At 73.6% G+C, this 25,145-nt stretch carries 21 protein-coding genes; 12 read left to right on the top strand and 9 right to left on the bottom strand.

Annotation, left to right across the window (positions count from 1 at the left end; translation table 11 throughout):
* Nucleotides 1-84: 84 nt before the first annotated feature.
* Nucleotides 85-1,221 carry a low temperature requirement protein A gene (locus OG799_RS23585; protein WP_406037589.1) on the bottom strand — a complete coding sequence of 379 codons (1,137 nt, stop codon included), beginning with the start codon at nucleotides 1,219-1,221 and terminating at the stop codon, nucleotides 85-87.
* A 629-nt stretch (nucleotides 1,222-1,850) separates the two neighbouring features.
* On the opposite strand from OG799_RS23585, the gene OG799_RS23580 reads away from it, so the two are divergent.
* The gene (locus tag OG799_RS23580) at nucleotides 1,851-2,495 is read left to right on the top strand and encodes a CHRD domain-containing protein (protein WP_406037587.1); all 645 of its coding nucleotides are present in this window, start codon (nucleotides 1,851-1,853) and stop codon (nucleotides 2,493-2,495) included.
* Between the two features lie 190 nt (nucleotides 2,496-2,685).
* Here OG799_RS23580 and OG799_RS23575 read toward each other — a convergent pair whose 3' ends face one another.
* Nucleotides 2,686-3,894 carry an RNA polymerase sigma factor gene (locus OG799_RS23575; RefSeq protein ID WP_406037585.1) on the bottom strand — a complete coding sequence of 403 codons (1,209 nt, stop codon included), beginning with the start codon at nucleotides 3,892-3,894 and terminating at the stop codon, nucleotides 2,686-2,688.
* A 5-nt stretch (nucleotides 3,895-3,899) separates the two neighbouring features.
* Nucleotides 3,900-4,232 (bottom strand): YciI family protein, encoded by a 333-nt coding sequence (locus tag OG799_RS23570; RefSeq protein WP_406037583.1) that lies wholly within the window; start codon nucleotides 4,230-4,232, stop codon nucleotides 3,900-3,902.
* A 472-nt stretch (nucleotides 4,233-4,704) separates the two neighbouring features.
* On the opposite strand from OG799_RS23570, the gene OG799_RS23565 reads away from it, so the two are divergent.
* Genes OG799_RS23565 through OG799_RS23555 form a run of 3 tightly spaced genes read left to right on the top strand, consistent with a single transcriptional unit; the run spans nucleotide 4,705 to nucleotide 8,752 of the window.
* The gene (locus OG799_RS23565; RefSeq protein ID WP_406037581.1) at nucleotides 4,705-6,108 is read left to right on the top strand and encodes an MFS transporter; all 1,404 of its coding nucleotides are present in this window, start codon (nucleotides 4,705-4,707) and stop codon (nucleotides 6,106-6,108) included.
* Complete coding sequence (locus OG799_RS23560) at nucleotides 6,105-7,193, top strand: hypothetical protein (protein ID WP_406037579.1); 1,089 nt, start codon at nucleotides 6,105-6,107, stop codon at nucleotides 7,191-7,193. The genes OG799_RS23565 and OG799_RS23560 overlap by 4 nt, the downstream gene beginning before the upstream one ends.
* On the top strand, nucleotides 7,190-8,752 hold the full coding sequence (locus OG799_RS23555; protein ID WP_406037577.1) for a hypothetical protein: 1,563 nt from the start codon (nucleotides 7,190-7,192) through the stop codon (nucleotides 8,750-8,752). Before OG799_RS23560 ends, OG799_RS23555 begins: the two co-directional genes overlap by 4 nt.
* 6 nt (nucleotides 8,753-8,758) lie before the next feature.
* Here OG799_RS23555 and OG799_RS23550 read toward each other — a convergent pair whose 3' ends face one another.
* Nucleotides 8,759-9,712, bottom strand: a complete 954-nt coding sequence (locus OG799_RS23550; RefSeq protein ID WP_406037575.1) for a S41 family peptidase — start codon at nucleotides 9,710-9,712, stop codon at nucleotides 8,759-8,761.
* 72 nt (nucleotides 9,713-9,784) lie between these two features.
* On the opposite strand from OG799_RS23550, the gene OG799_RS23545 reads away from it, so the two are divergent.
* The 5 genes from OG799_RS23545 to OG799_RS23525 all read left to right on the top strand — a co-directional run bounded on the left by OG799_RS23545 (nucleotide 9,785) and on the right by OG799_RS23525 (nucleotide 14,758).
* Nucleotides 9,785-10,315, top strand: a complete 531-nt coding sequence (locus tag OG799_RS23545; protein WP_406037573.1) for an ArsR/SmtB family transcription factor — start codon at nucleotides 9,785-9,787, stop codon at nucleotides 10,313-10,315.
* Between the two features lie 150 nt (nucleotides 10,316-10,465).
* Nucleotides 10,466-12,739, top strand: a complete 2,274-nt coding sequence (locus tag OG799_RS23540) for a putative bifunctional diguanylate cyclase/phosphodiesterase (protein ID WP_406037571.1) — start codon at nucleotides 10,466-10,468, stop codon at nucleotides 12,737-12,739.
* 128 nt (nucleotides 12,740-12,867) lie between these two features.
* Nucleotides 12,868-13,506: a hypothetical protein gene (locus tag OG799_RS23535; protein ID WP_406037569.1), complete on the top strand. Its 639-nt coding sequence runs from the start codon at nucleotides 12,868-12,870 to the stop codon at nucleotides 13,504-13,506.
* A 160-nt stretch (nucleotides 13,507-13,666) separates the two neighbouring features.
* Nucleotides 13,667-14,425, top strand: coding sequence for a MerR family transcriptional regulator (locus OG799_RS23530; RefSeq protein WP_406037567.1), 759 nt, complete (start codon nucleotides 13,667-13,669; stop codon nucleotides 14,423-14,425).
* A 9-nt stretch (nucleotides 14,426-14,434) separates the two neighbouring features.
* Entirely contained in the window at nucleotides 14,435-14,758 is a 324-nt protein-coding gene (locus OG799_RS23525) for a putative quinol monooxygenase (protein WP_406037565.1), read from the top strand.
* A gap of 168 nt (nucleotides 14,759-14,926) precedes the next feature.
* Here OG799_RS23525 and OG799_RS23520 read toward each other — a convergent pair whose 3' ends face one another.
* Nucleotides 14,927-16,453 (bottom strand): GntP family permease, encoded by a 1,527-nt coding sequence (locus tag OG799_RS23520; RefSeq protein WP_406037563.1) that lies wholly within the window; start codon nucleotides 16,451-16,453, stop codon nucleotides 14,927-14,929.
* A 48-nt stretch (nucleotides 16,454-16,501) separates the two neighbouring features.
* Nucleotides 16,502-18,046, bottom strand: a complete 1,545-nt coding sequence (locus OG799_RS23515; RefSeq protein ID WP_406037561.1) for a gluconokinase — start codon at nucleotides 18,044-18,046, stop codon at nucleotides 16,502-16,504.
* A 264-nt stretch (nucleotides 18,047-18,310) separates the two neighbouring features.
* Between OG799_RS23515 and OG799_RS23510 the strand changes: the two genes are divergently transcribed.
* Complete coding sequence (locus OG799_RS23510; protein ID WP_406037559.1) at nucleotides 18,311-19,483, top strand: hypothetical protein; 1,173 nt, start codon at nucleotides 18,311-18,313, stop codon at nucleotides 19,481-19,483.
* Nucleotides 19,484-19,709: 226 nt separating this feature from the next.
* On the top strand, nucleotides 19,710-21,848 hold the full coding sequence (locus OG799_RS23505) for a hypothetical protein (RefSeq protein ID WP_406037557.1): 2,139 nt from the start codon (nucleotides 19,710-19,712) through the stop codon (nucleotides 21,846-21,848).
* A gap of 66 nt (nucleotides 21,849-21,914) precedes the next feature.
* Here OG799_RS23505 and OG799_RS23500 read toward each other — a convergent pair whose 3' ends face one another.
* Both OG799_RS23500 and OG799_RS23495 read right to left on the bottom strand, forming a co-directional pair.
* A complete protein-coding gene (locus OG799_RS23500) occupies nucleotides 21,915-22,409 on the bottom strand; it encodes a hypothetical protein (RefSeq protein WP_406037555.1) in 495 nt (164 codons plus the stop codon).
* A gap of 73 nt (nucleotides 22,410-22,482) precedes the next feature.
* Nucleotides 22,483-22,983, bottom strand: a complete 501-nt coding sequence (locus OG799_RS23495) for a VOC family protein (protein ID WP_406046380.1) — start codon at nucleotides 22,981-22,983, stop codon at nucleotides 22,483-22,485.
* A gap of 118 nt (nucleotides 22,984-23,101) precedes the next feature.
* Between OG799_RS23495 and OG799_RS23490 the strand changes: the two genes are divergently transcribed.
* The gene (locus tag OG799_RS23490; RefSeq protein WP_406037553.1) at nucleotides 23,102-24,424 is read left to right on the top strand and encodes a hypothetical protein; all 1,323 of its coding nucleotides are present in this window, start codon (nucleotides 23,102-23,104) and stop codon (nucleotides 24,422-24,424) included.
* A gap of 26 nt (nucleotides 24,425-24,450) precedes the next feature.
* On the opposite strand, the gene OG799_RS23485 is transcribed toward OG799_RS23490, so the two are convergent.
* Nucleotides 24,451-25,020, bottom strand: coding sequence for a hypothetical protein (locus tag OG799_RS23485; RefSeq protein ID WP_406037551.1), 570 nt, complete (start codon nucleotides 25,018-25,020; stop codon nucleotides 24,451-24,453).
* Between the last annotated feature and the right edge of the window lie 125 nt (nucleotides 25,021-25,145).

Genomic DNA, 25,145 nt, shown 5'->3' with positions numbered 1-25,145 from the left:
GCCCTGATCTTGCTCCGGGGCCGGCCAAGCCACCTGAGTCGCAGCAGCTCAGGTTGCCGCCCGCGCCGAATGCCCGGCAGTGGGCTACCTCGCTGCGGCGCGCGGCGGAGTGGGGGTGCTTGGATTACGGCGCCAGCCGGCGACGTCGCCGGCGGCAACCCCGAGGAGGATCGCCACCATCGTTGCGGCGACCGCCAGCGGCGGTACGGCGATCATCGCCGGAGCGACGGCCACCAGCACGGCGAGCCCGATCCGTCGCGAGTACGACACCCGGCTGAACACGGTGTACTCCAAGCGAGCCCGGCCGAGCAGGAACAGCACCGGTCCGGCCATGATCGCCGCGGTCCATGACGCGTTCGGGCGCGCCAGCGGCTGGGCGATGACGAGCCGGTCAGCGACGCTGACGGCGATGGCGGCTGCCGCGATGAGGAAATGGGTGTACGCGGTGGAACGGCCCAGGTGTGCGGGATTCGGCGACCGAGCGAGCGCCTCACACATCAGCTCACCCGCCCGGTAGATGTAGATCCGCCAGAGCAGACCGGTGACCGCGAAGGAGACCACCAGCGCGGCCACACTGTGGCGGCCGAAGTCGCTCGACCCGAAGGTGGTTCCGGCGACGATGATGGTTCCGCCGAGAGCAACGATGACGATCTGCCGAAACCGCTCGGACATGTGCGCCGCAGCGAGCCCCCACTCCGAGATCGGGGATCGGCCGGCCCCAGGTGTGGGAAAGTCGAGCCGGGCCGCAACATACTCCATGGTGATGGCGAGCGCCCACAGCGCCACCCGCAGCCGCTCGCTGCTGGCGGCGCCAAGCAGCCAAGGCACGGCCGACACGGCGAACCAGAACAGCGTACGCAGGCTCCGGCGGCGCAACTCGTGGCGGCGCAGGACGACCACCAGGTACAGACTGCGCCCCAGCTGAACGGCGACGTACGTGCCGGCGAAGAACCAGCCGCGGCGGCCGAAGGCGTCCGGCACCGCGGATGCCAGGATGAGGCTGCCCAGCATGATCCCGATGACGGTCAGCTGGGTCGAGGCCCGTTCCGGATCGAGCCGGTCGGTCATCCAGATCGTCATCATCCAGATCCACCAGACGGCTGGCAGCAGCACCGTCGCCTGTACGAGATCGCGCCAGTCGAGGCTGTCGATCAGGCCCTGGGAGACGCGGTCGAGCGCGAACACGAAGACCAGGTCGAAGAACAGCTCGAGAAATGTCACGTGCTGCGGGCTGGTGGGATCACGCAACACCCCAGCATCGCTCGCCGGCATCGGCATGCCCTTCCGAAAGTCGGTCGCTGTTCCGCGCCCGGCTGTCGTACCACGCGGACCGACGCCGCCGAGCCGAAACGGCTCGCCGCCGGCGTCCGGCTTGCTCGACCGTGACGCGGGGCCGTCACGGGCCCCCAGCGGTCAGGTCATCGGCCCGCTTCTTCCACAATATGAAGGCTGGCAGCCGATCTGGCTCCCCGAAGAAGCGTCCGCAACCGTCGGCTCCACCAACTGACGTCACCAAAAGGGCCTGCTGTCACCCCATCGTGGTACAGGGGCCCTTGCCAGTGCGAAGTCGCGCAAGACGTGGGCCACCGGTCAACGGGTTCCGAAGATCTCTCGCGGTCGGATCAGGGAAGACGACCGCGACATCGGGCAAATGTGGGAAAATTTCACCATAGGGGCGCCTGTTCAGCCCGAGTGCCGCAGCTCATCACGACTCTCGTTCTCCGCTGAACGGCGCCTTCCTGCCTGTGTCCCCCAATGGATGGCAAACCGCCGTCAACGAGGTTGGGCCCAGGCTTCACTAGGAAGGAGCACCAGTAATGGTGGGACGTACCCGGCTGTGGGCAGTAGCGATGGCGCTCAGCGCGACGGTGGCGGGCACCGCCGTGGGAAGCGCGGCCATGGGCGACGGACGAGGCGACCCCCGCGACTCGCACGACTCCCGCGACTCGCACGACTCCTTCGACTGGCGGGACGCAGGCAACACCGACTCGCGGGACGCAGGCAACGAGCGGGAGCGGGGGACCGTGCGGGCGAAGCTCAGCGGCTTCGAGGAGGACCCGCTCACGATCTCGACGCCCGGCTCGGGTCGGTTCGTGGCGCACATCGACGAACGGGAGAAGGAGATCAAGTTTGAACTGAGCTACGAGGATCTCGAGGGAGACGTCCAGCAGGCGCACATCCACTTCGGGGGGAGACACCAGAGCGGCGGGATCGCCGTCTTCCTCTGCTCGAACCTGAAGGACGCGAAGGGCGGCGCGCCAAATGGCGTTCAACCCTGCCCCAAGTCTCCCGCCACGATCGAGGGAACCATCAAGCCCGGTGATGTCATCGGCCCGGCTGACCAGGGCATTCAGCCTGGAGAGTTCGACGAGCTCGTCGATGCGATCGAGGCCGGCGTCACGTACGCCAACGTGCATACCTCGAAGTACCCGATGGGCGAGATCAGGGGCCAGATCAGCGACGACCACGGCGACCACCACGGCGACGACGACTGACCGGGGTGCGCTCCCTCCAGAAGGCATCCGCTCATCTGGTGGTGAGTGGATGCCTTCCGGGGGTGCAAGGCAGCGTCCCGGTGGGTACTGCCGGGAGTTCACCCTCTTCTTCATCCCGCTGATCCCGGTCCGGACCCGCTACGTCCAGCAGTGCACCTACTGCGGACCGGGGTGCCATGTCGGCGGACGCTCAACCCGCCAGACCCGCGGCGCGCCGGAGCAACGCCCGTCGTTCCGCCGCAGAGCCCACCACATCGGCGGCGGCCCGGAACAGGGCGGCGGCGCGGACCGGGTCGCCGTGGCGGGCGGTCAGCTCGGCCTCCGCGGCCAGCGCCGGCGGGTAGCCATCGAGCGCCCCGCCGGAGCGGGCCTCGGCGACCAGGGCCAGCCCGGCCGCCGGACCGTACGCGTACCCGTGGGCCACCGCGCGGTTGAGCCGGATCACCGGCGTGGGGCGGATCAGGGCCAGTTCGTCGTACCAGCGGGCGATGGCCGGCCAGTCGGTGTCGGCGGCGGTCGGCGCGGTGGCGTGGCAGGCGGCGATCCGGGCCTGCAGGGCGTACGGGCCGTGGCCGGCCCGGTCCAGCAGCGACCGGCCCTCCGCGATGGCGGCGTGGTCCCAGCGGGCGCGGTCCTGCTCGTCGAGGGTGAGCAGGTTGCCGTCGGCGTCGCGGCGGGCCGCCCGGCGGGAGTCGTGCAGCAGGAAGAGCGCGAGCAGACCGCCCGCCTCGGGCTGCGCCGGCATCAGCCGGTCGAGCAGCCGGGCCAGCCGGACCGCCTCCGCGGCGAAGGCCGGCTCGCCGTCGGCGTCGTACCCCCGGGTGAAGAGCAGGTAGAGCACGGCCAGGACGCCCGGCAGCCGCTCGACCAGCGCGGACCCGGTCGGCACCCGGTACGGGATGCCGGCCGTGGCGATCTTCGTCTTGGCCCGGGTGAGCCGGCGGGTCATGGTGGACTCGGTGACCAGGAAGGCGCGGGCGATATCGGCGGTCGGCACGCCGGCCACGGTGCGCAGCGTCAACGCGACCCGGGCCTCCAGCGCCAGCGCCGGGTGGCAGCAGGTGAAGATCAGCCGCAGCCGGTCGTCCACCACATCCCCTTCCGCCGAGGCCGGCGCCGGCGCCGGGTCGGCGAGCAGCGCCAGCTCGCGCAGCTTGCGGCGTTCCACGGTGGCCCGGCGCAGCACGTCCATCGCCCGGTTCCGGGCGGCCGTCATCAGCCAGCCGCCCGGATTCGCCGGTACGCCGTCGCGCGGCCAGCGCTCCAGCGCCGTGGCCAGCGCCTCCTGGGCGCAGTCCTCGGCGAGCGTCCAGTCGCCGGTGACGCGGATCAGCGTCGCCACGATCCGCGGGTACGCCTCGGCGCCCGCGTCGGCGACCACGCCGGCCACGTCGGTCACGGGCGTCAGTCCAGGTCCACGAGGGGCCGCAGCTCCAGCCGGCCGCCGTACGCCATCGGGTGGGCCCGGGCCACCTCGATCGCCTCGTCCAGGTCGGCGCACTCCAGCAGGTCGAAGCCCACGATCACCTCCTTGGTCTCGGCGAACGGGCCGTCGGAGAGGAGCAGCTCGCCGTCGCGTACCCGGACGGTGGTGGCCGCCGACAAGGGCCCCAGCGCGCTGCCCATGAGCCGCTGGCCCCGGCCGTCCCGCTCGGCCACCCACTCCTCGATGTCGGGGGCGGCGGTCGGGTCGGCGTCCGGCTCGGTGTCGGTGCAGACGAACATCAGGTACTTCATCGGTTCGCTCCTCCATGTCGTGGTTCCAGCAGCCTGACGAACGGCACCCGCGGATCCGGACACCTGCCTACCAGAATTTTTTCGGTGGTGATTTTCCGGGTCCGGCTGGGTACTGCCGGGCGATGTTCTTCATCTTCGGGCTCCGCACCAAGGTCGACCGGTCCGGTGTCGTCAGCCGGGCCGACGCGCAGCGCCTCCCGGTCGGCTGACCGTGGCCCGGTTCCTCTGCTGGCTGATCGGCCGGCAGCCGGTCACCCCGGCCACCGCACCGGTGCACACCGTCTCCCGGCCGCCGTGCACGCCCGGCCGCCGACGCCTCCGCCGCAGCCGGCCCGCGGCCGGCGCCCAGTCTCCCCGCTCACCCTGGAACCGGTCCGCCGGCCGCTGACCGGCCTGTGATCTTCGACCCCGTACGGAGCCCGCCCCGACCTGCGCGATCTACGCTGAGGCCGCCGTCCGAACGGGGAGAATCGTGCGCAATCACCCGGCCGTCGTGCTGGTGGCCGTCCTGCTGTCCACCGTCGCGCTGCCGGTCTCGCTGACCGGCGCGTCCGTCGCGCTGCCCGACATCGGCCGAGACCTGCACGCCGGCCTGGCCGGCGTGCAGTGGGTGGTGAACGGCTACAACGCCACCTTCGCCAGCTTCATGCTCGCCACCGGCGCGCTGGCCGACCTGTTCGGCCGCCGCCGGGTCTACGCCCTCGGCGTCGCGGTCTTCGCCGCCGGTGGGCTGCTCGCCACGGTCGCCGACACCATCGTGCTGCTCGACGTCGCCCGGGCCCTCGCCGGTGTCGGCGCGGCCGCCGCCGCGACCAGTGCCTCCGCGCTGCTCGCCGGGGCGTTCTCCGGCCGTGCCCGGGCTCGGGCGTTCGGCCTGTTCGGTACGGCGATCGGCGTCGGCCTCGCCTTCGGCCCGTCGATCGCGGGGCTGCTGATCGAGGGCTCCGGCTGGCGGGCGGTCTTCGCCGCCCCGGCGCTGGCCGCCGGCGCGGTGCTCGCCCTGGTGCCGCTGCTGCCGGAGTCCCGCCAGCCGCACCCGGGACGGGTCGACTGGCCGGGCACATTCTCGTTCACCGCCGCGCTGCTGCTGCTCATCTTCGGTTTCGTGCAGGGCCCCGTGTACGGCTGGGCGGCCCCGGTGATCGTGGGCGCGTTCGCCGCGGCGGCGGCGTTGCTGGTGGTCTTCGTCCGGGTGGAGCGCCGCCGGCCCGATCCGATGTTCGACCTGGCGCTGCTGGCGAGCCCCCGGTTCCTCGGCATCTGCCTGGCGGCGGCCACCATCGTCGCGGTGCTGGTGCCGCTGCTGGTCTACCTGCCGTCGTACCTGACCACGGTGGTCGGGCTGACCCCCGGCGCGGCGGGCGCGACGCTGATCCTGCTGACCGCGCCCACCCTGGTGCTGCCGCTGCTCGGCGGCGCGCTGACCCGGCTGGTGCCGGCGACCACGGTCACCGTCGTCTCGGTGGTGGTGGTCGCGGTCGGGGCGGCCTGGGCGACCGCGCTCGGCCCGGACGCGGGGACCGGGACCCTCGCGGGGCCGCTGCTGACCATCGGCGTCGGGGTGGGGCTCTCCATCGGACTGCTCGACGCGATCGCGATCGGCAGCGTCGCGCCGGCCCGTGCCGCGACCGGCGCCGGGATGATCAACACGGCGCGGCTGACCAGCGAGACCATCGCGATCGCCGTGGTGGGGGCGGTGCTGGCCAGCACCACCGCCGGCCGGCTCGCCGACCCGGGCTTCACCGGCGGCCTGCGTACGGTGCTCTGGTCGCTGGCCGGGCTGGCCCTCGCGGCCGCGGTGGCCACCGCCGTGCTGGTCCGCCGCGGCGCGCTCCGGGCCGTACCGGCGGAGAGCGCCTATCCTGGCGGATCATGACGGACACCGCGCAGCGCCTGGCCGAGATCCGGGGTGGCGTGCCGCCCCGGCGGCACAACGCCCGGACCATCGCCGCGCTGACCGGCAATCCCGGCTGCAGCCGCCGGGCGGTGCTGGACAGCGCGGGCGTGGACAAGCCGGAGCTGGCCGAGCGGATCGGCTTCCCGGCGCGGTTCGGCCAGTCCCGCTTCGCCATCACCCGGGGTAACGCGTTCGAGGCGCAGGTCAAGGCCGACGGTGCGGTGGAGCTGCTGCGACTGGTCGCCGAGCGGCTGGGCGTACCGGTGCCGGCGGGGGCGACCTGGACGGACCTGGGCGGTGCCGACGACCTGCCGGACCGGCACCAGCGGTCCCGGGCGGCGCTGATCGACCCGGGCGAGGGCGCGGCGCTGTTCGACCATCCGCTGCTCGGCCTGGACGTCGCCGGCCAGCGGGTGCACCTGGAACCCGACCTGGTCGCCGCCCGGCTCGCCGGCCGGTTCCACGTCGTGGAGATCAAGTCCTTTCCGGTGATCGACGGGCAGGCCGACCCGGCGAAGGTCTCCGCCGCCGCCATCCAGTCCGCCGTCTACGTGCTGGCGCTGCGCGAGCTGCTCGCCGGCGCCGGGCAGGATCCGGAGCTGGTCTCCCACGAGGTGGTGCTGGTCTGCCCGCGCGACTTCGCCAACCAGCCGGTGGCCAGCCTGCTCGACGTCCGCAAGCAACTGCTGGTACTGCGCCGCCAGCTCGACCGGATGGCCCGGATCGACACCCTGCTCGACGCCGTGCCGGCGGACTTCACCGCCGACCTGACCGCCGACCCGGCCACCCTGGTCGCCGCGCTGTCCCGGGTCGAGGCCCGCTACGCGCCGGACTGCCTGGCCGCCTGCGAGCTGGCGTACTTCTGCCGGCACGAGGCGCGCGGGCACACCACCGCGCTGGGCCGCCCGGTCCGCGAGGCGCTGGGCGGCATCGCCGAGGTGTCCGAGGTGCTGGCGCTGGCCGCCGGCGAGCGGGCCCCCGACCCCGGGCAGGGGGAGGCCGCCGCGCTGCTGCGCGCCGCCGCCCGGCTGCGCGCCGACGCCCGCACCGGAAACCCCGCATGAGTACGCTGCGCGCGCTGGCCAAGGCGCAGGCCCTCGCCGCCGGGGTGGCCCAGCCGGTCACCACCGTCCGACACCTGCACCTGTCCGAACGCCCGCTGGTGCTGGTGCCGCTCGCGATGGCCGGCGAGGCGAACGCCCCCCTCGTGGCCCTGGTGGGCGCCGCACCGGACGAGGCACGGCTGCTCGTCGTGCCGCAGCCCCGCAACCGGCAGCAGCGATTCGCGTTCGCCGCCGAGCTGGCCGGGATCGTGCTGCCGTACCTCGACTCGTTCCGGGGCGTCTCCGAGGCGGTGCCCACCGACCGGGGCAGGGACATCCGCTACCGGTACGTCGACGCGCCGCAGCTGCTGGTGCCGAACCCGGCCGGGGTCACCTTCCTGCGGCTGCTCGGCCGCTCCACCCGGTTCCGGCGCCCCGACGGCGACTATCCGGTGCACCCGGCGGTGCCGCTGCTCGGCCGCTGGCTGACCTTCTTCGCCGAGCGGGCCGAGCATCCGGGCTCCTCGGCGCTGCTGGCGATGACCGAGGCGCTGACCATGCACTGGGCGACCGGGCAGAGCGCGGTCGAGGACCTGCACCTGCCGGCGCTGCTCGGCTGGCTCGACCCGCCGGCCGGGATGACCGGTGCCGCGGCGGCCGCCCGGGCCGAGGACCCGACGGTCTGCCCGCCGGCCGGCCCGGCCGCCGACCCGGACTTCGACAACCGGCTGCTGGCCCCGGCCATCGCCGCGTACGCCGAGGCGGAGGAGGATCCGGTCGCCCGCGCGGCGGCGTACGCGGAGTTGGCGCGCCTGCTGCGCGACCAGCTCGCGCCCACCTGGGAGCTGATGTGGCGCGGCGTGGGGCTGCTGCGTGCCCTGCCCGTCGGGGCCAGGGTGGCCGGCCGGTGGGACGGCGACAAGGACGCCTTCACCGGGTACGCCGAGCACGTCGACGCCGGCGGCGGCCCGCAGCCCCGGCGCGACGCCGCGGTGGCCGCCGCCGTGCGCCTGCACCGGCTGGAACGGGCCCTCACCTCGTACGCGGTGCAGCGCGCCTACGACGATCCGCTGGTGATGGCCGAGCACCGGCTGACCGGGGAGGCGTTCGTCGGTGACGTGACCCTCGCGGACCCGCAGCGGGTGGACGACAGCGGCAAGCGGCCGGTGCTGCGCCCCCGGATCCAGGTGGTCACCACCGAGCCGGTGCTGATGCCGGTCGGGGCGACCCTGTGGTCGCCGGCCCGGCCCGCGCAGAAGGCCAGGGTGGTCTTCGTGACCCCGGGCGCGGACGGCAAGACCGAGGTGGTGCTCGAACTGTCGGGCGGGATGGGTCGGGGGCTGACCGCACCGCCCGGAACGGTCCCGGAGGTGGGGGAGCGGCTCTGCTTCACCACCCTGTCGGACGCCTTCCTGCCGGCGGGGAACTTCCCCGCGCCGGAGGAGACGCCGTGGACGCACGGCGGGCCGCCCGCCGCCACGCGGCCGGCGGAGGGGCCGGCGGCCCAGGTCGAGGGCGGTGCCGAGGCCACCACCGCCACCGTCAGCGACGACGGCGACCCGGCGGAGGAGTGGGCCTGAGGTCGGTCAGGAGAGGGCGGCCAGCGCCGCGCGCGCCTCGTCCGCCGTCGGCCGCTCCGGGTCGCTGTCCAGCAGGATCTCCAGGGCCTTCCGGTACGCCAGGTCGCGCGCGTCGTCGGCCGCGACCTCGACGTCCGGCGTCACTCCGCAGCCCTCCCAGTTGGTGCCGGTCAACGGATTCACCGGCCGGGCCACCGGCACGGTCAGCTCGAGGTGCGGGTGCGCCGGGAAGCCCTCGCACGGGTGCGCGCCGCCGCGGGTGCGCTCACCCATCACGGTGGCCCGGCCGAGCTGCTGGAGGTCGTACGCCAGCTCCTCACCGCCGGAGAAGGTCTCCGCGCCGGTCAGCACGTACACCGGCTGGTCGGCGTCGTAGCGTGGCCCGGCCACGTACGCCGCGCTCCAGAACTGGCGGGTGTCGCCGCTCCGGTCGTGCATGGTGTGCAGGTGCACCGGCTCGGCGAAGAACCAGCCGCAGACCAGGGCCACCATGTCGGGGCTGCCGCCCCGGTTGCCGCGGAGGTCGAGCAGGAGCGCGTCGGTGCCGACGAGCAGCCGCAGCGCCGCCGTCACGGCGTCGCCGGCGAGCTGCGGCGGGAAGAGGTACGGGCGGATCTCCAGCAGCCCGACGTTGCCGGCGAGGCGTTCCACCCGGGCCACGCCACCCATGGTGGTCCTGGCCAACGGGGTCAGCCGCGCCTCGATCGGGTCGTCGTCCCGCTCGACCAGCGGCGTCGGGTGGTGCCGCAGCCGCAGGTGCAGGTCGCCGTTGACCGATTGGAGGTCCTCGGTGACCAGGGCGGCGAGCGCCGCCGGTTCGGGGGCGTCGGCGTACCGGCCGTCGCGGAGCCGGTCGCCGAGGTGCGCGGCGATCCGCTCGGCGACGTCGGGAAGGACGTAGCGCTCGGCGACCAGCTTCGCGGCCCGCTCGATGATCTCGGTGGTCTCGTCCTGTCGCATCGGATGGCCCCCGTCCGGTTCTTCATTGTGGTGTTCGCAGTAGAGCAGCGGATTGACAAAGCGTCAAGAGAAGTGGACGCTTTCCGGGTGGCCGACGACATCCCCGACGAGCCGCTGGAGGTCCGCACTCCGGCCCACTTCAGGGCGCTCGCCCACCCGTTCCGCCACCGGCTGCTCTTCGCGCTCGGCACCGGCCCCGCCACCGTCAGCCAGCTCGCGACCGGCCTCGGCGCGGCCAAGGGCACCGTGGCCCACCACCTCAAGGTGCTGACCGAGGCCGGCATGGTCCGGGCCGGTCGCTCACGGCAGGTGCGCGGCGGCACCGAGCAGTACCACGAGCGCACCTTCCGCCGGATGATCGGCGAGGCTGGCGACCGGGACGCCACCGCCGCGCTGCTCAACGCGGTCGGCCAGCAGATGGCCGCCGACGCCGACCCGCTGCTGCACCTGCGCCACCTCCGGCTCACCCCCGCCCAGGCGGACCGGCTCCGGGCCACCCTGGACGACCTCGTCGGCAGCGCCGAGGAGGCCGACCCCGGCGCGTCCCGGTACGGCGTGCTGGTGGCCCTCTACCGGCAGGACGACAGCCCGTCACCGTCCTGACCGGGCACCGTGACGGGCGCCGATCGGCTCTGGCGGCGGCATCGGGTGGTGACTACGCTTGCGCCGTTCGCCGCCCGTAACCGGTCCTCATCGTCGAGGGTGCGCACGTCTGAGAGAGAGCCGGAGCGAATCGTTGTGCTGCCGCAGGACGTGAGCCGCGCCGTCGTGGCCCGTCCCATGCTGTCCGGCCGCGTCGGTCTCGTCGCGGTCGCGGTCGTCGTACTCGGGGAAGCCTGCTGGCTGGTGGCCGGGCTGCCCGGCGCAGCCCTGGCCAGCGACCTGGGCGCGGTTGCGGTCGCGGCCTGGGCGGCGGTGGCCTGCGTCGGGGTGGCCCGCCGGCACCCGGTGGCGCTGCGCCGGTTCTGGACGCTGCTCGCGGTCACCATGGCGCTCGCCGCGCTCGGTCGCATCCTGTGGACGGTGGAACGGCTCGGCGGGCGGGAGCTGCCGCACACCCCGCTGATCGGCGGCCTGTTCACCGCCGGCATCGTCACCGGCACCGCCGCGCTGCTCTGCTCGCTGGCCGCCCCGCGCAGCCTGGTCGGGCAGGCCCGCACCCTGCTCGACGGGGTGATCGTCGGGCTGGCCCTGATCCCGATCGGCTGGGTGGTGGTGTTCCGCGACGTCGCCGCCGCCGACCTCACCGACCCGCTGCGCACCTTCGGCCTGCTCTACCCGATGTTCGACCTGATGCAGCTGACCATCCTGGTCGCGGTCGCCGGGCCGTCCCGGCCCATGTGGCGGGCCCTGACGGTGATCGGGGTCAGCCTCGCCACCCGGGCCGCCGCCGACACGGCCTACGTCTCGCTCGTCGCGCACGGCAGCTACACGCCCGGCCACCCGATCGACGTCTGCTGGCCGCTGAGCTACCTGCTGATCGGCGCTGCGACCACGTACCCGCCGCCCACCGGCAGCGGCGGCGGCGAGGAGACGGCCGAGTCACCGCTGCCGCCCTGGTGGCGGGTGGCGCTGCCGTACCTGCCGGTGGGCGGGGCGATCGTCGCGGTGGTCCTCGCCCGCCGGCCCACCGGGCAGACCCCGCACCTGATCTTCCTCGGCATGATGGCGCTGCTCGGCGTGCTGGCGCTGCGCCAGGGGCTGGCCGCCAACGAGAACCTGCGGCTGGTGGCCCGGCTGCGCCGGCTCGCCTATTCCGACCAGCTCACCGGCCTGCCCAACCGGCTGACCTTCAACCGGCGGCTGCGCCGTGCCCTGCGCGACGACGCGCCGGTCGCCGTGCTGCTGCTCGACCTGGACGGGTTCAAGCAGGTCAACGACCGCTTCGGGCACGCGACCGGTGACCGGCTGCTGACCAGCATCGCCGAGCGGATGCGGGACGCCACCGGCGCCGACGGGATGATCGCCCGGCTCGGCGGCGACGAGTTCGCGGTGCTGCTCGCCGGCGACCGGCCGGTGCCGCCGGAGCGGCTCGCCGAACGGCTGCTCACCGCCCTGGAGCCGCTGCCCGGCGAGGAGGACCTCGGCCTCAACCCGTCGGCGAGCATCGGCATCGCCGAGTACGGGCCGCAGCACGCCTCCCACACCGACCTGCTCCGCGACGCCGACATCGCCATGTACGCGGCCAAGGCGGCCGGCAAGTCCGCGTACCGGACGTGCACACCGGGGCTGCGCGACGCGGCGGTGACCCGCGCGGAGCTGATCGCCGACCTGCGCCGCGCCGTCGACGAGGGGCAGCTCCACCTGGAGTACCAACCCATCGTCGACCTGGCCACCGGCGCGGTACGCAGCGTCGAGGCGCTGGTCCGCTGGCGGCACCCCCGGCTCGGAGTGCTGACCCCGGCCAGCTTCCTGCCGCTGGCCGAGGAGACCGGGCTGATCATGCCGGTCGACCGCTGGGTCATCCACGAGGCGTGCCGGGCCGCCGCGGCCTGGCGGGAACGCGCGCCGCAGGTGACCGTCGCGGTGAACATCGCCGCCGCGCACCTGCGCCGGGCCGACCTGATCGCCACGGTCACCGCCGCCACCGCCGGCGCCGGCCTGCCACCGCGCGCACTCACCCTGGAGCTCACCGAGTCGGCGCTGATCGACGGGAGCGACGCGGTGCTGGACCGGCTGCGCCAGCTGCGCGAGCTGGGCATCGGGATCGCCATCGACGACTTCGGCACCGGCTACTCATCGCTGAGCTACCTGCACCGGATCCCGGCCACCGAGCTGAAGGTCGACCAGTCCTTCGTGGCGAGGCTGGGCGCTGAGGACGCCCGGGCGTACGCCACCGTGGACATGGTCAACCGACTGGCCGCTGCGTTCGACCTGGCCGTGGTGGCCGAGGGGGTGGAGACCGACGCGCAGCACGCGGCGGTCACCGCGATCGGCTGCGTGCACGGCCAGGGCTGGCGGTACGGCCGCCCGGCCGCCATGCCCGAGCTGCTGACCACGCTGACCCCGGTCGACGCGGCCCGCTGACCGGCCCGGGTCGGCGCGGGTCGAAGGTCCCGGGTGGGACAGGGGGTTCGGCCCTGCTCCGGGCGGCTCCCGAACCGCCACGATGGAACGGTCACCGAGAAGCACCTTCATCCATACAGGAGCCCCCCATGAAGCGACGGACTTTGGACCTGCTGTTCAGCATCGGCGGCCTGGGCCTCGCGGTCCTGCTGCTCGTCGTGGGCATCGTCCTCACCACGAACGCCAACTTCGCCAACACCTACGTGCACGACCAGCTCAGCGCCCAGCACATCAGCTTCAAGCCGGCCGACACCCTCACCGACGAGGAGAAGAAGTCCGACTGCCTGCGCGAGTACGCCGGCCAGCGGCTGACCACCGGCAAGCAGGCCGAGTGCTACGCCAACGAGTTCATCGGCCTGCACCTCAAGTCGATCGGCGGCGGCAAGACGTACGCCGACCTGGGCGAGCCGCAGGCCGCGCTGAAGCAGCAGGTGACCCAGGCCGAGCAGACCAAGGCCGCAAACCTGCCCGACCTGCAGAAGCAGCTCGCCGACGTCACCGCGCAGCGGGAGACCGTCTTCAAGGGTGAGACGCTGCGGGGTCTGCTGCTCACCTCGTACGGCTTCAGCGAGTTCGGCCGCAAGGCCGGGCAGGGCGCCCTCGCGATGTACCTCGGCGCGGCGCTGCTCCTGCTGCTGTCGCTCGCCGGCCTGGTGCACGCCTTCCGGACCCCGGCCAGCGAGACGTTCGCCGCCCCGGCGAAGGCCAAGGAGCGGGTCACCACCTGACCCGACCAGCCCCGACCCGATCGCCCCCGGTCTCCCGCACCCCCTCGGGAGACCGGGGGCGATCGCGTTCGGCGCACAGGTCGCCCGGCCGGGCCGCAGAATCGGGCTTGACCATCACGTAACGGCAGGCGGGAGCCTTGGTCGCGGAAGGGAGGGAACCATGGCGTACACGGTGGGTCAGGTGGCGAGGGCGGCCGGGGTGACGGTCCGGACGCTGCACCACTACGACCAGATCGGGCTGCTCTCGCCCAGCGGCCGCACGGCGGCGGGCTACCGGCGCTACGACGACGCGGACCTGGAGCGGTTGCAGCACATCCGGTACTACCGTGAGCTGGGGTTTGCGTTGGACGAGATCGCGGCGATCCTCGACGACCCGGGCGTGGACCCGGCGGCGCACCTGCGCCGGCAGCACGAGCTGGTCACCGAACGGATCGGCAAGCTCCAGGAGATGGCCGCCGCGATCGAACTCGCGATGGAGGCGAGAAGGATGGGTATCCAACTGACCCCGGAGGAGCGGTTCGAGGTCTTCGGCGACTTCGACCCGGACGCGCACGCCGAGGAGGCGGAGCAGCGCTGGGGTGACAGCGAGGCGTACCGGGAGTCCACCCGGCGCACCGCCCGCTACTCGAAGGAGGACTGGCTGCGCAACAAGGCCGAGAACGAGGAGTGGGGGCGGCGCGTCGCCGCCGTCATGGACTCGGGCGCGCCGGCCGACAGCCCGGCGGCGATGGAGCTGGCCGAGGAGCATCGGCAGCTGATCAGCCGCTGGTTCTACGAGTGCTCGTACGAGATCCACACCGGGCTGGCCGACATGTACGTGGCGGACCCGCGGTTCACCGCGTACTTCGAGAAGATCCGGCCGGGGCTGGCCGCGTACCTGAGCGAGGCCATCCACGCCAACGCGATCAGCCGGGCCTGACGTGCCAGGATGGCCCTGAGGTGTCGGGCTCACCAGGGGAGGCCAGAAGTGCTCATCGTCGCCGGCAGTCTCTACGTCGACCCGGACGGCCGGGACGCCTACCTGGCCTCCTGCGCGGAGACCGTCCGGCAGGCGCGCTCCGCCCCGGGCTGCATCGACTTCGCGGTCAGCGCCGACCTGATCGAGCCGGGGCGGATCAACGTCTACGAGCGGTGGGAGACCGACGAGCAGTTGCTGGCCTTCCGCGGGTCCGGCCCCTCGGACGAGCAGACGGTGGCGATCCTCGGCGCCGAGGTGCACAGGTACCGCATCTCCGGCGTCGAGGCCCCCTGAGCCGTCGTCGGGCAGCTTGCGGGCGAGCCGGGTCGACAGCGGTTCGCTGCCCGACCGAGGGAGCCGCAGCTACCCGCAGAGACAGCCGTGAGCTCGTGCCGCACAGCCCCGGCCTCGTCGTAATCCGGCGGGCGGATCCGACGAGGCCGCGGCCCGGGGCTCAGGGCGTCACAAAATCAGGTTGAGCAGCAGGACGCCGAGGAACCCGACCACCGAGATGATCGTCTCCATCACCGACCAGCTCTTGATGGTCTGCCCGACGGTGAGCCCGAAGTACTCCTTGACCAGCCAGAACCCGGCGTCGTTGACGTGCGAGAAGAACAGCGACCCGCAGCCGATGGCCAGCGCCAGCAGCGCCACCCCCGGCTGGTCCAGGGTCGCCGCGAGCGGGGCGACGATGCCGGCGGCGGTGATGGTGGCGACGGTGGCCGAGCCGGTGGCGACCCGGATGCCGACCGCGACCAGCCAGCCCAACAGCAGCGGGGAGAGGTTGGCGTCCTTGGCCGCGTCGGCGACCAGGTTGCCCACGCCCGCGTCGACCAGCACCTGCTTGAAGCCGCCGCCGGCGGCGACGATCAGGATGATGCCGGCGATCGGCGGCAGCGAGCCGCCGAGGAAGCCGGAGACCTGGGAGCGGCTGAATCCGGTCCGGTAGCCGAGGAAGATCATCGCGAAAATGACGCCGGCCAGCAGGGCGACGATCGGGGTGCCGACGATGTCCAGCGCCTTGCGTCCCCCGGTGCCCTCGTCGAGGGTCAGCTCGCCGATCGCGCGCAGCAGCATCAGCACCACCGGCAGCAGGACCGTGACGACCGCGGCCCACAGGGCGGGCACCCGGCGCGCGCGTACCCGCTCGGTGGCGGCCTCGTCGATGATTTCGCCGGGACGGCCGGTGCCGGGGTTGATCAGGTCGTCCTCGGCGACCAGGTCCCCGTCGGCGTCGACCGGGCCGCGACCGGGAGTGGCCGCGGGCCCCCGCCGGCCGGCGGGGGTCAGCGGTCGTCGGGTCGGCAGCAGCGCCTCCGGCGCGGTGGCGGGCACGTAGCGGGCGATGAAGTTGCCGAAGACCGGACCGGCGACGATCACCGTCGGGATGGCCACCAGGAGACCCAGCGCGAGGGTCTGGCCGAGGTTGGCGCCGAGGGCGTCGATCGCGACCAGCGGGCCGGGGTGCGGCGGCACCAGGCCGTGCAGCACCGACAGGCCGGCCAGCGCCGGGATGCCGATCTTCATCAGCGGTACGTCGGTCCGCCGGGACACCAGCAGCACGATCGGCACCAGCAGCACCACGCCGACCTCGAAGAAGAGCGGCAGGCCGATCAGCGCGGCGACCCCGGCCATCGCCCACGGCAGGGCGGTGCCCGAGACCCGGCTGACGACCCGTTCGACGAGGCTGTCCGCGCCCCCGGACTCGGCGAGCAGGCCGCCGATCATCGCGCCGAGGGCGATCAGCAGGCCGACCCCGCCGACGGTGGAGCCGACCCCGCCACTGAACGACGTGACGATCTTGTCGGGTGCCACGCCGGCGACCACGCCGAGCACGGCCGCCCCCAGGATGAGCGACAGGAACGGATGCACCTTGCCCCAGGCGATCAGCACCACCACGGCGGCGATGCCCAGCAGGGCCGCGACGATCAGTTGGGTGTGCCCGGCGTCGGTGAGCGGTTGCGCCGGTGCGGCGAGCAATGTGACCACGGTTATCACGACCTTCGGTAGTCGTCCGTGCCGGACTGGGACGGGCGATCACACAGGAGCGGTGGGTGGTGGCTCCGGCGGCAGGCTCGGCGCCAGCCGCCGCAGCGACGCGAACGTCGGAACGAGCGCGTCGTACAGCTCGGAGAAGAGCGGCAGCAGGGCCGCGTAGGTCGCCGCCGAGGCCGGGTCGGGGCGTACCGTCTCGTCGATCTCCACCAGGTCGGCGGCGACGTCGATCGAGTCGATCAGGCCGAGGGCCTGCATGCCGAGCAGTGCGGCGCCGAAGCTGGACCCCTCGTGCCCGGCGGGGAAGCGCACCGGCATGCCGAGCGCGTCGGCGAGGATCTGCCGCCACAGCGGGCTGCGGGCGAAGCCGCCGCTGGCGCGGATCTCGCGGACCTCGTTGCCGGCGGCCCGCACCGAGCCCAGCACCAGGGCGAGCTGCTGGCAGACCCCCTCCAGCGCGGCCCGGACCAGGTGCTCGCGCCGGTGGCCGTGGGTCAGCCCGACGTACGCGCCGCGGGGCAGCGCGCTCCAGTGCGGCGCCCGCTCGCTGAGCAGGTACGGCAGCATGATCAGCCCGCCGGAGCCGACCGGCGCCTGGGCGGCCAGGTCGAGCAGCTCCTCCTCGGCGTGCTCGCCCAGCTCGGGGGCGAGCGCCTCGCCGGCCCACTGCAGCACGATGCCGCCGTTGTTGATCGCCCCGCCGACCACCCAGCGGTTCTCGGTGAGCGCGTAGCAGAACACGCCGCCGAGCGGGTCGACGGCGGGCTGTTCGACGGCCACCCGCATCGCCCCGGAGGTGCCGATCGAGCAGGCCACCACGCCGGGCTTGACCGCGCCGAGGCCGAGGTTGGCCAGCGGGCCGTCCCCGGCGCCGACGACGAGGGGGGTGTCCGCGGGCAGGCCGGTCGCCGCGGCCGCCTCGGCGGTGAGGCCGGGCAGCACGGTGGTGGTGGGGACCAGCTGCGGCAGCTGCTCCTCGGTGATCCCGGCGACGCGGAGCGCCTCGGCGTCCCAGGCCAGCCGGTAGATGTCCATCAGGCCGGTGGCGGAGGCGACCGAGTGGTCGATGACCAGCGTCTCGGCCAGCCGCAGCAGCACGTAGTCCTTGATGCCCACCCAGTGCGCGACGCGCTCGAAGAGCTTCGGCTCCTGCTCGGCGTACCAGACCAGCTTGGACAGCGGCGCCATCGGGTGCACCGGCGTGCCGGTGCGGCGGTGCAGGGCCAGCCCGGACGGCGCGGCGCGCAGCCGCTCGGCCTGGGCGCTGGCCCGGGAGTCCGCCCAGGTGACCGACGGGGTGAGCGGTACGCCGTCGGCGTCCAACCCGATCAGGCTGTGCATGGCGGTGCTGAACGACAGCCCGGCGATCGGCTCGGCCAGCTCGGCGACCACGGCCCGGACCGATTCGACCACCGCGTCGAGGATCAGCTGGGGGTCCTGCTCGGCGTAGCCCGGGTGCGGCTCGTCGAGCGGGTAGCCGACGGAGTGCGTGGCGAGCTGTCGTCCGCCGGTGTCGTACGCGACGGCCTTGGTGCTGGTGGTGCCGATGTCCACGCCGACCACGAAGGTGGAGGTCGAGTCGTCCATCGGTGCACCTCCCTCGCCCCCGAGGGCCACGGCGCACCCCGGCTGTGGCTGACGTTACCGACGCCGGGACCCCCTCGCACGGTGAAGCGGTCCGACCCGGAGCACCCGGCCGCAGCCAGGAATCGACGCAGCGGATTCCCCCTATCGTGCGGGTCAATCCACCGATCGGTCAGATAAATGACTTTCGCGTGTCTTATCGGCCTTCCGTCGCAGTTGATGTGAATGACACCCCGATTGGTGGGCTCGCGCGGCGGAGGAGTCGGCGTGGCGAAGACTGATTCGACGGGTTCCACATGGCGGTACCGGTGGGCGCAGCGGCAGAACGACCGGCGGCAGCGGGCCTTCCGCGAGGCCGACGAGGCGTGGCGACGGCGCGACGACGAACTGCGCCGGCTGCGCGTCCTCGCCGGCACCTTCCAGGGGTCGGCGGAGGCCGGCGTCGGCCTGCCGATGGAGCTGGCCCCCGGCGAGGTCGTCTTCTGGACGCTGCCGGCCGCGCAACTGGTCGAGGTGCGGCACACCGCCGTGCTGCCGGCCCCCGAGCTGGCCGTCGACCCGGACCCGCCGGCGGTGCGCCCGCGCCGCCCGGAAGGCCTCAAGGTCACCGACGCCGGGCTCGCCGTCCTCACCAACCGCCGGCTGGTGCTGCTCGGCGGGCGCGGCCGGCGCGACTGGGCGTACGGGCGGATGACCGGGCTGGCCCACGACCCGGCGGCTCCGGTCACCCTGATCCAGGTGCTCGACCGGCGGCGCACCTCCGGGCTGCTGCTGCCGACCAACGCGGTCGCCGACTTCCGGTTCAAGCTGACCCTCGCCTTCGCCGACGCCATCGAGCAGCGCGCCGCCGTGATCGCCCAGCTCGACGAGCTGATCGCCGAGCACACACAGACCCAGCCGTTCCGGCCGGGCATCGTCACCCCGGCGCAGGCCCGGCTCTCCGCCCGGGTGCCGGGCGGCCGCCGTACCGTCGCGGTGGCCGCGGCACTCGCCGTGGTGGTGCCGGCGATGCTCTTCGAGTCCAACCCGCCGGTGCGGCCCGGCTCGGACGTCGCCTCCGCCGCCACCCCGGCGGCCACCGCGACGCCCGCACCCGGACCGGTCGCCCCGGTGGTGCAGGTCGAGACCACGGTCGCGCCCAAGCCGCCGAAGAAGACCAGCGCCGCGCCGACACCCGCGCGGTCCCGCACCGCCGCGCCGCAGCCCGCCGCCGAGCGCCGCTGCGGCGCCCCGGCGAACCCCTTCGGGTACGACTTCTGCGGCGGCTACCGGATCCGGAAGCCGGCCAGGCGGACCTGCGACTTCTTCGACTGCGCCCCGGGCTTCTGGTCCGGCCGCGGCTACCTGGTGGAGTGCCGTGACGGGATGCTCAGCCTGACCGGCGGCCAGCCGGAGGCCTGCGCCGGCCATCAGGGCGTCCGCCGTACCGTCTGGACCTGATCCACGCTCCGGTGTCCACCCCGGCGCCCATTCGCGACACCGCCGGCCCTCGCATCCACCGAAGATTCCGCTTACCCGGACCGTCCATGGCGAAGGTGGCAAGTCGCCGTTCACGGGGCCACGCGTAAAGAAACCTGTCAATAGGCTTCCCGCTGTTCCGCCAACAGGGCAGACGGGAGGATCCATGGGTTTCAGGGCACAATCGCGGCGAAGAGTTCTCGCCGCGGTGGTCGCGACGACGGTCGTGGCCCAACTTGCGGTCTTCGGAGGCGAGGCGTCGGCGGGGGAGACGCCGCTGTGGCAGACCGAGGTCGCCAAGATACCGACCACCAAGTACACCCGGGACGCGAAGGTCTACATCAGCGAGGCCACCCGGGCGCTGCGCCCCTACGTCGGCGACGGGCTGGGTGACAGCCGCATCGACCCGGTGCTCGCCGACGTCGACACCCGTTACTTCGACGGGGCCCGCATCGACGGCACCGCCAACGGCGAGGAGCTCTTCGACAACCTCCAGCATCTGGAGTCGTTCCTGAAGAGCCGGCTCACCGGGGCGAGCCCGCCCAACGGGGAAGCCGAGCAGGCGCACGTCACCGCGCTCGTGGAAACCCTCACCGGGGTGCGACTGCTCGCCGACGCGGCGATCCAGGACGCCGAGGCGACCATCGGCCCGTTCCGGGCCAGCCCGCCGCCCGCGCCCGCCCCGGCCGGCCTCACCGAGGCGCTCGCGGACCTCGCCGCGGCGAAGACCGACCTGGCCAAGGCCGACGAGATGCTGGCCAAGGCCAACCCGGAACCGGCGACAATCCAGTCCGAGAGCGCCTGGCGGCACGGCTTCGCCGTGCTGACCCGGCTCGGCATCACCTACGACGGCGACCACGACGCGGACGGCGTGATCGACGTGGTGGAGCTTCGGTTCGGCGCCAGCCCGCTGCTGGTCGACTCCGACGGCGACGAGCTCACCGACAAGTTCGAGATCACCGAGCTGGCCGGCTGGACCATGCCGAGCCTGCGGGACACCGACGGGGACGCCATCAACGACGGAGCGGAGGACGTCGACGGCGACGCCCTCACCAACGTCGACGAGCAGCGGCTCGGCACTTCGCCGACCAACCCCGACACCGATGGCGACGGCCTCGCCGACGGCGCCGAGGTGGCGCGCGGAACCGACCCGCTGGTGGCCGACCAGCCTCGTGCCCCACCGCTGCCCGGTGACCCGCCTCCGTTCGAGACCAACCCCACCCTCACCGACGCCGACGGCGACGGGCTGGCGGACATCTTCGAGGAGGAGCAGGGCAGCGACCCGGCCAACCCGGACAGCGACGGTGACGGCCTCTCCGACGGCGCGGAGGTCGACACCTACCTGATCAACCCCGTCGCTGCGGACACCGACGCGGACGGCCTGCGCGACGACTACGAACTCGCTCACGTCGAGGACCAGGGGCTGGACCCGGCCCTCCCCGACGAGCAGGTCGGCAAGTGGACGTACGTCAGCGACTTCCTGCTCGGGCTCTTCGCCGGTGACTTCGCCCCCCGCGACTCGATGGCCTGGCTGTCGGGGTACCTCTGCTCCGGAGGGCTGAGCTTCATCCCGGTGGTCGGCTGGATCCTCGGCGGGCTCGCCGACCTCCGGGACACCATCGCCGCGCTGATCCACGCCGACTGGGTCGGCGCCGGGTTGAGCATCCTCGGGCTCGTCCCGTACGCCGGTGACGCGATCGCCATCCCCGGCAAGGCGGCCAAGTTCGCCCTCCGGTACCTGCACCGCCTCGACCGGGTGATCCGCTTCGTGGCGAAGTGGGACAAGATCGGGGACCCGGTCAAAACCGTCACGATCAAGCTGATCCTGCTCGGCAACTACAGCAAGCTCACCGACGCGGGGCTCACCGACGCGGTGATCCTGCGGCTCGGCCGCGGCGCGCGGACCAGCCTGCCCCGGCTGGCCGACGCGCTCTCCGACCCGTTGCACCGCGCCGGCGCCGCAGCCGCGCCCTGGCTGCCCAGCGCGGCCGCCGGGGAGAACTGGTTCGCGGACCTGTTGCGGTCGGAGGGCAAGTTCGGGGCCAGGCCCCCGGACACGGTGACCGAGACGCCGCTGGGGAAGCGCCATCCGGACTACATCGAGGAGCGGCCGGACGGCCTGGACGTGGCCCATGAGGTCAAGACCGGGATGCCGAACTACGACAAGGCACAGGCGATCAAGCAGTGCCAGAAGGACGGCTATCTCAAACGCTCCGGGCTCTTCGCGGACGTGGTCTGGCACTTCCTCCCGTACGGCCCGGGTGACTCCCTCGGCATGCAGGACTACCTCCTGGACTGCCTGCGCCAGGAGGGCATCCCCTTCACCATCCACCCGCCCAGAGGTTGACGGCGACGGGCGTGGTGCCGCGCGGCGGCGCCACGCCCACCGGTGGTGGAGCCCGCCCGTTGTTCGTCAGCCGGGCAGCTCGACGCGCAGCCGGCGGGCCAGTTCGCGGTGCGCCGCCGTCAGGGCTGCCACGCTCAGGGCGAGCATCTCGTCGGCCGGCATCGGCGCCGAGAGGGTCATCTCGTACACCTCGCGGTCGGGGTGCTCCGCCCGGGCCACCTCCGGCCGGGCGGTCAGCGCGGCCAGTACCAGGTCGTCGTCGAAGACGTCCGGGCCGGTGTCGACCACCGCCTTGATCTCCTCGCCGAGGCTCAGCGTCCACGACAGTCCGTCGGCGGTCGCCACGGTGACGTTTGCGAGCAACTCCTCGCGGGTGAGCGCCATGTCGGGGTCACCCGGGGTGAAGACGAGGTCGGCGAAGTGCGGGGGCGCCTGCGCCAGCACCGCCCGCACCGCCGGCCGGTCGGCCAGTCGGGTGCCGTCGTAGGCGTCCCATCCGCCGTGCGAATCGGTCGGGGTCACCCCCGGCACCGCGTAGCGGCGGCGTCGGAACCAGGGCATGGGCCCACTGTCCGCCAGCAGACCGCTCGCCGCAACCCCGCCCCGCCGGTCACCACTCGTCCCCGGGCCGGCGTCAGGACGGGGCGCCGAAGTCGGGGACGGTGAGCGTGCCGTCCCCGGCGAGCGGGAAGCCCGGGTTCCAGGCGACCTCCCACAGGTGACCGTCCGGGTCGGTGAAGCAGCCGGCGTAGCCGCCGTAGAAGGTGTCCCGGGCCAGGCGGGTCACCGTCGCCCCGGCGTCCGCCGCCTCGCGCAGGATCGCGTCGACCTCCTCGCGGCTGCGCACGTTCTGCGCCAGGCCCAGCCCGCCGAACCCGTCGGCGCCCCGGTCGGCCAGGCCGGCGTCGTCGGCCAGCTTGTCGCGTCCCCGAGAGCACCACGGCCAGCCCGCCGGCCTGGAAGAAGACGGTCTGCTCGACCTCCTGGCCCCGCCAGCCGAGCCGCTCGTAAAAGGCGCGGGCCCGGGCCAGGTCGGCCACGCCGAGGGTGACGAGGCTGATGCGTTGTTCCATGTGGGGACCGTATCGACCCGGCCCCGGCCGGGATCGAGTGCCACGCCGCCCCGCTCCGCCATCCTCCGTTCGACCGCGATGAATCCACCGAACCGGTCCACCGCGACCGCGTGTCCTGCGCCGGCCCAGGCGGTTGTACCTGAATGGACGCGGAAACCCTTCGCGATGAGAGGCGACCCGGTGACGGCGACGGACGGCACGGCCTCAGGCTGGCGGACCCGGTGGGTCAGGCGGGAGAACGAGCGGCGGCGCACGGCGTACGAGTCCGCGATGGAGGCGTGGCGCCGACGCCACGACGAACTGCGGCAGCTCTGCGCCTGGGCCGAGGAGCCCGAGGAGTCGGCGGAGCTGCCGGCCGACCTGCCCGTGCCCCTGGCGCAGGACGAGGTCGTGCTGGCCGTGCAACCCGCGGCGGACCTCATCGAGGTGACGGCCCGGCACACCGCCGGTCTGCCCGCGCCGGAGCTGGCCGTCGTTCCCGTGGAGGACACCGGCCGGCCGCCACGGCTACCGAGGGGCGTGGCCGTGGTCGACGCCGGGACGGCGGTGGTGACCGACCGGCGGCTGATCCTCGTCGGCCGCGACGGGCTCCGGGAGTGGGCGTACGCGGAGGTCGCCAGGGTGGCCCACGATCCGGGGGAGCCGTTCACCCTGCTGCACCCGCACGGCGGGGGCGGGATCGGGGGAGTGCGGGTGCCCCGGACCGTCGCATCCGCCTTCCGGCTGCGACTCACCCTGGCGTACGCCGAGGCGACGGGAGCGCGGGACGCGCTGCTGGACCGGCTCGACGAGGCGGTGGTGGAGCAGTGGCGCAACCGGCTCGCGACGCCGACGCCCGCCACGCCGGACGAAGCCCCGGTGGCCGCCCGGCTCGCCCGCCCGGCGCTGGTCGCCGCCGTCGCGGTGCTGGTGGCCGTGGCGGCGGTCGCGGGCACGGTCCGCTGGTCGGCGGCGGACCGGCCGGTGGTCGGAATGGAGGTGGACGGCGGACCCGGTGTGGACCCGATCGACCCGAGCGGACCCTCGGCGTCCGCCTCCGTCGGCGCGCCGGTCAGCTCCACCGCCACACCCGGCCCCGGGCCCGGCGGCCCTACCGCGCCTGCCAGCTCCCTGCCCGGTACGGCGCCGGTGGGGCCCAGCCCCGGACCGCCCACGGCGGGTGCGCCGAACCCGACCGCGGGCGGCCCGCCAGCCACGCCCCCGACTGGGCCGGCGCCCAGCGGCACCGGTGGCCCCGGTCCCAACCCGTCCACCGGCTCGCCGAGCCCGACCGCGGTCGACCTCTGCGGCGCGCCGGAGAACCCGTACGGCTACAACTACTGCGGCGGCTCCTACGTCTACGACCCCGCCTCGGACGTCTGCGAGTGGTTCGCCTGCGTCACCACCTTCTGGAATGGCAAGGGCTACATGGTCCAGTGCCAGGACGGCCTGGTCAGCAGGACCGGCCAGCAGCGCGGGCCCTGCGCCGACCACGGCGGCGCCCGGCGCCCGGTCTACGTCTGACGGGCGGGCCGTCGATCCCGTACGAGTCAGGGCGCGGGCCGCCGAACCGGAAGCAGTCCACCGAAGACCAGCGCGGCGCCGACCGGCAGCAGGTCCAGGTCGGCCGCGATCGCGACGAAGCCGACCAGCACCAGCACCGGTGACCAGACCGGCAGCAGCCGGGCCACGGCCGCGCGGACCAGCAGCGTCAGCAGGCCCAGTTCGAACAGCGCCGGCCCGGCGACAAGCACCGGGTCCGGGGTCGACACCGCCTCGGCGAAGCGCGGGAACAGGTCGCCGAGGATCACCCAGCAGAACGCGGCCGCACCGACCAGCCCGGCCACCGTCGCCCCGTCGGTGAGCACCCGCTGGCGCGGCGACGTGGCGAGCAGCAGCCGGCGCAGCCGGACGATGAGCACGGCGAACAGGACGATGCCGAGCAGGAACAGGGTGTGCCCGGCCCGCCAGGGCCACCCGGACTTGTCGCGGTGCCCGTCGAGGCCGTCGAGCAGGCGGAGGATGCCGTAGCCGAAGAGCAGCGACGAGGCGGTCAGGGCGGTCGGCCGCAGCCAGGCGTACGGGGCGGGCGCGGTGGCCCGGGAATCGGCGGTGATCATGACGTCAGCCTGTCAGCGGGGCGGGTCGGGAACATCGGGGCTGGACCCCCAGCGATCCCGGACCCGCGACCCCCGATGCGGTTCAGGGGTGGCCGCCCCGGCCGGTTAACGGTTCGCCGGTACGA

This window comes from Micromonospora sp. NBC_00898, from assembly GCF_045207895.1.
GTDB lineage: Bacteria > Actinomycetota > Actinomycetes > Mycobacteriales > Micromonosporaceae > Micromonospora.
Note: the sequence above shows the minus strand (reverse complement) of the source record. Positions and strands in the feature narration are given on the sequence as shown.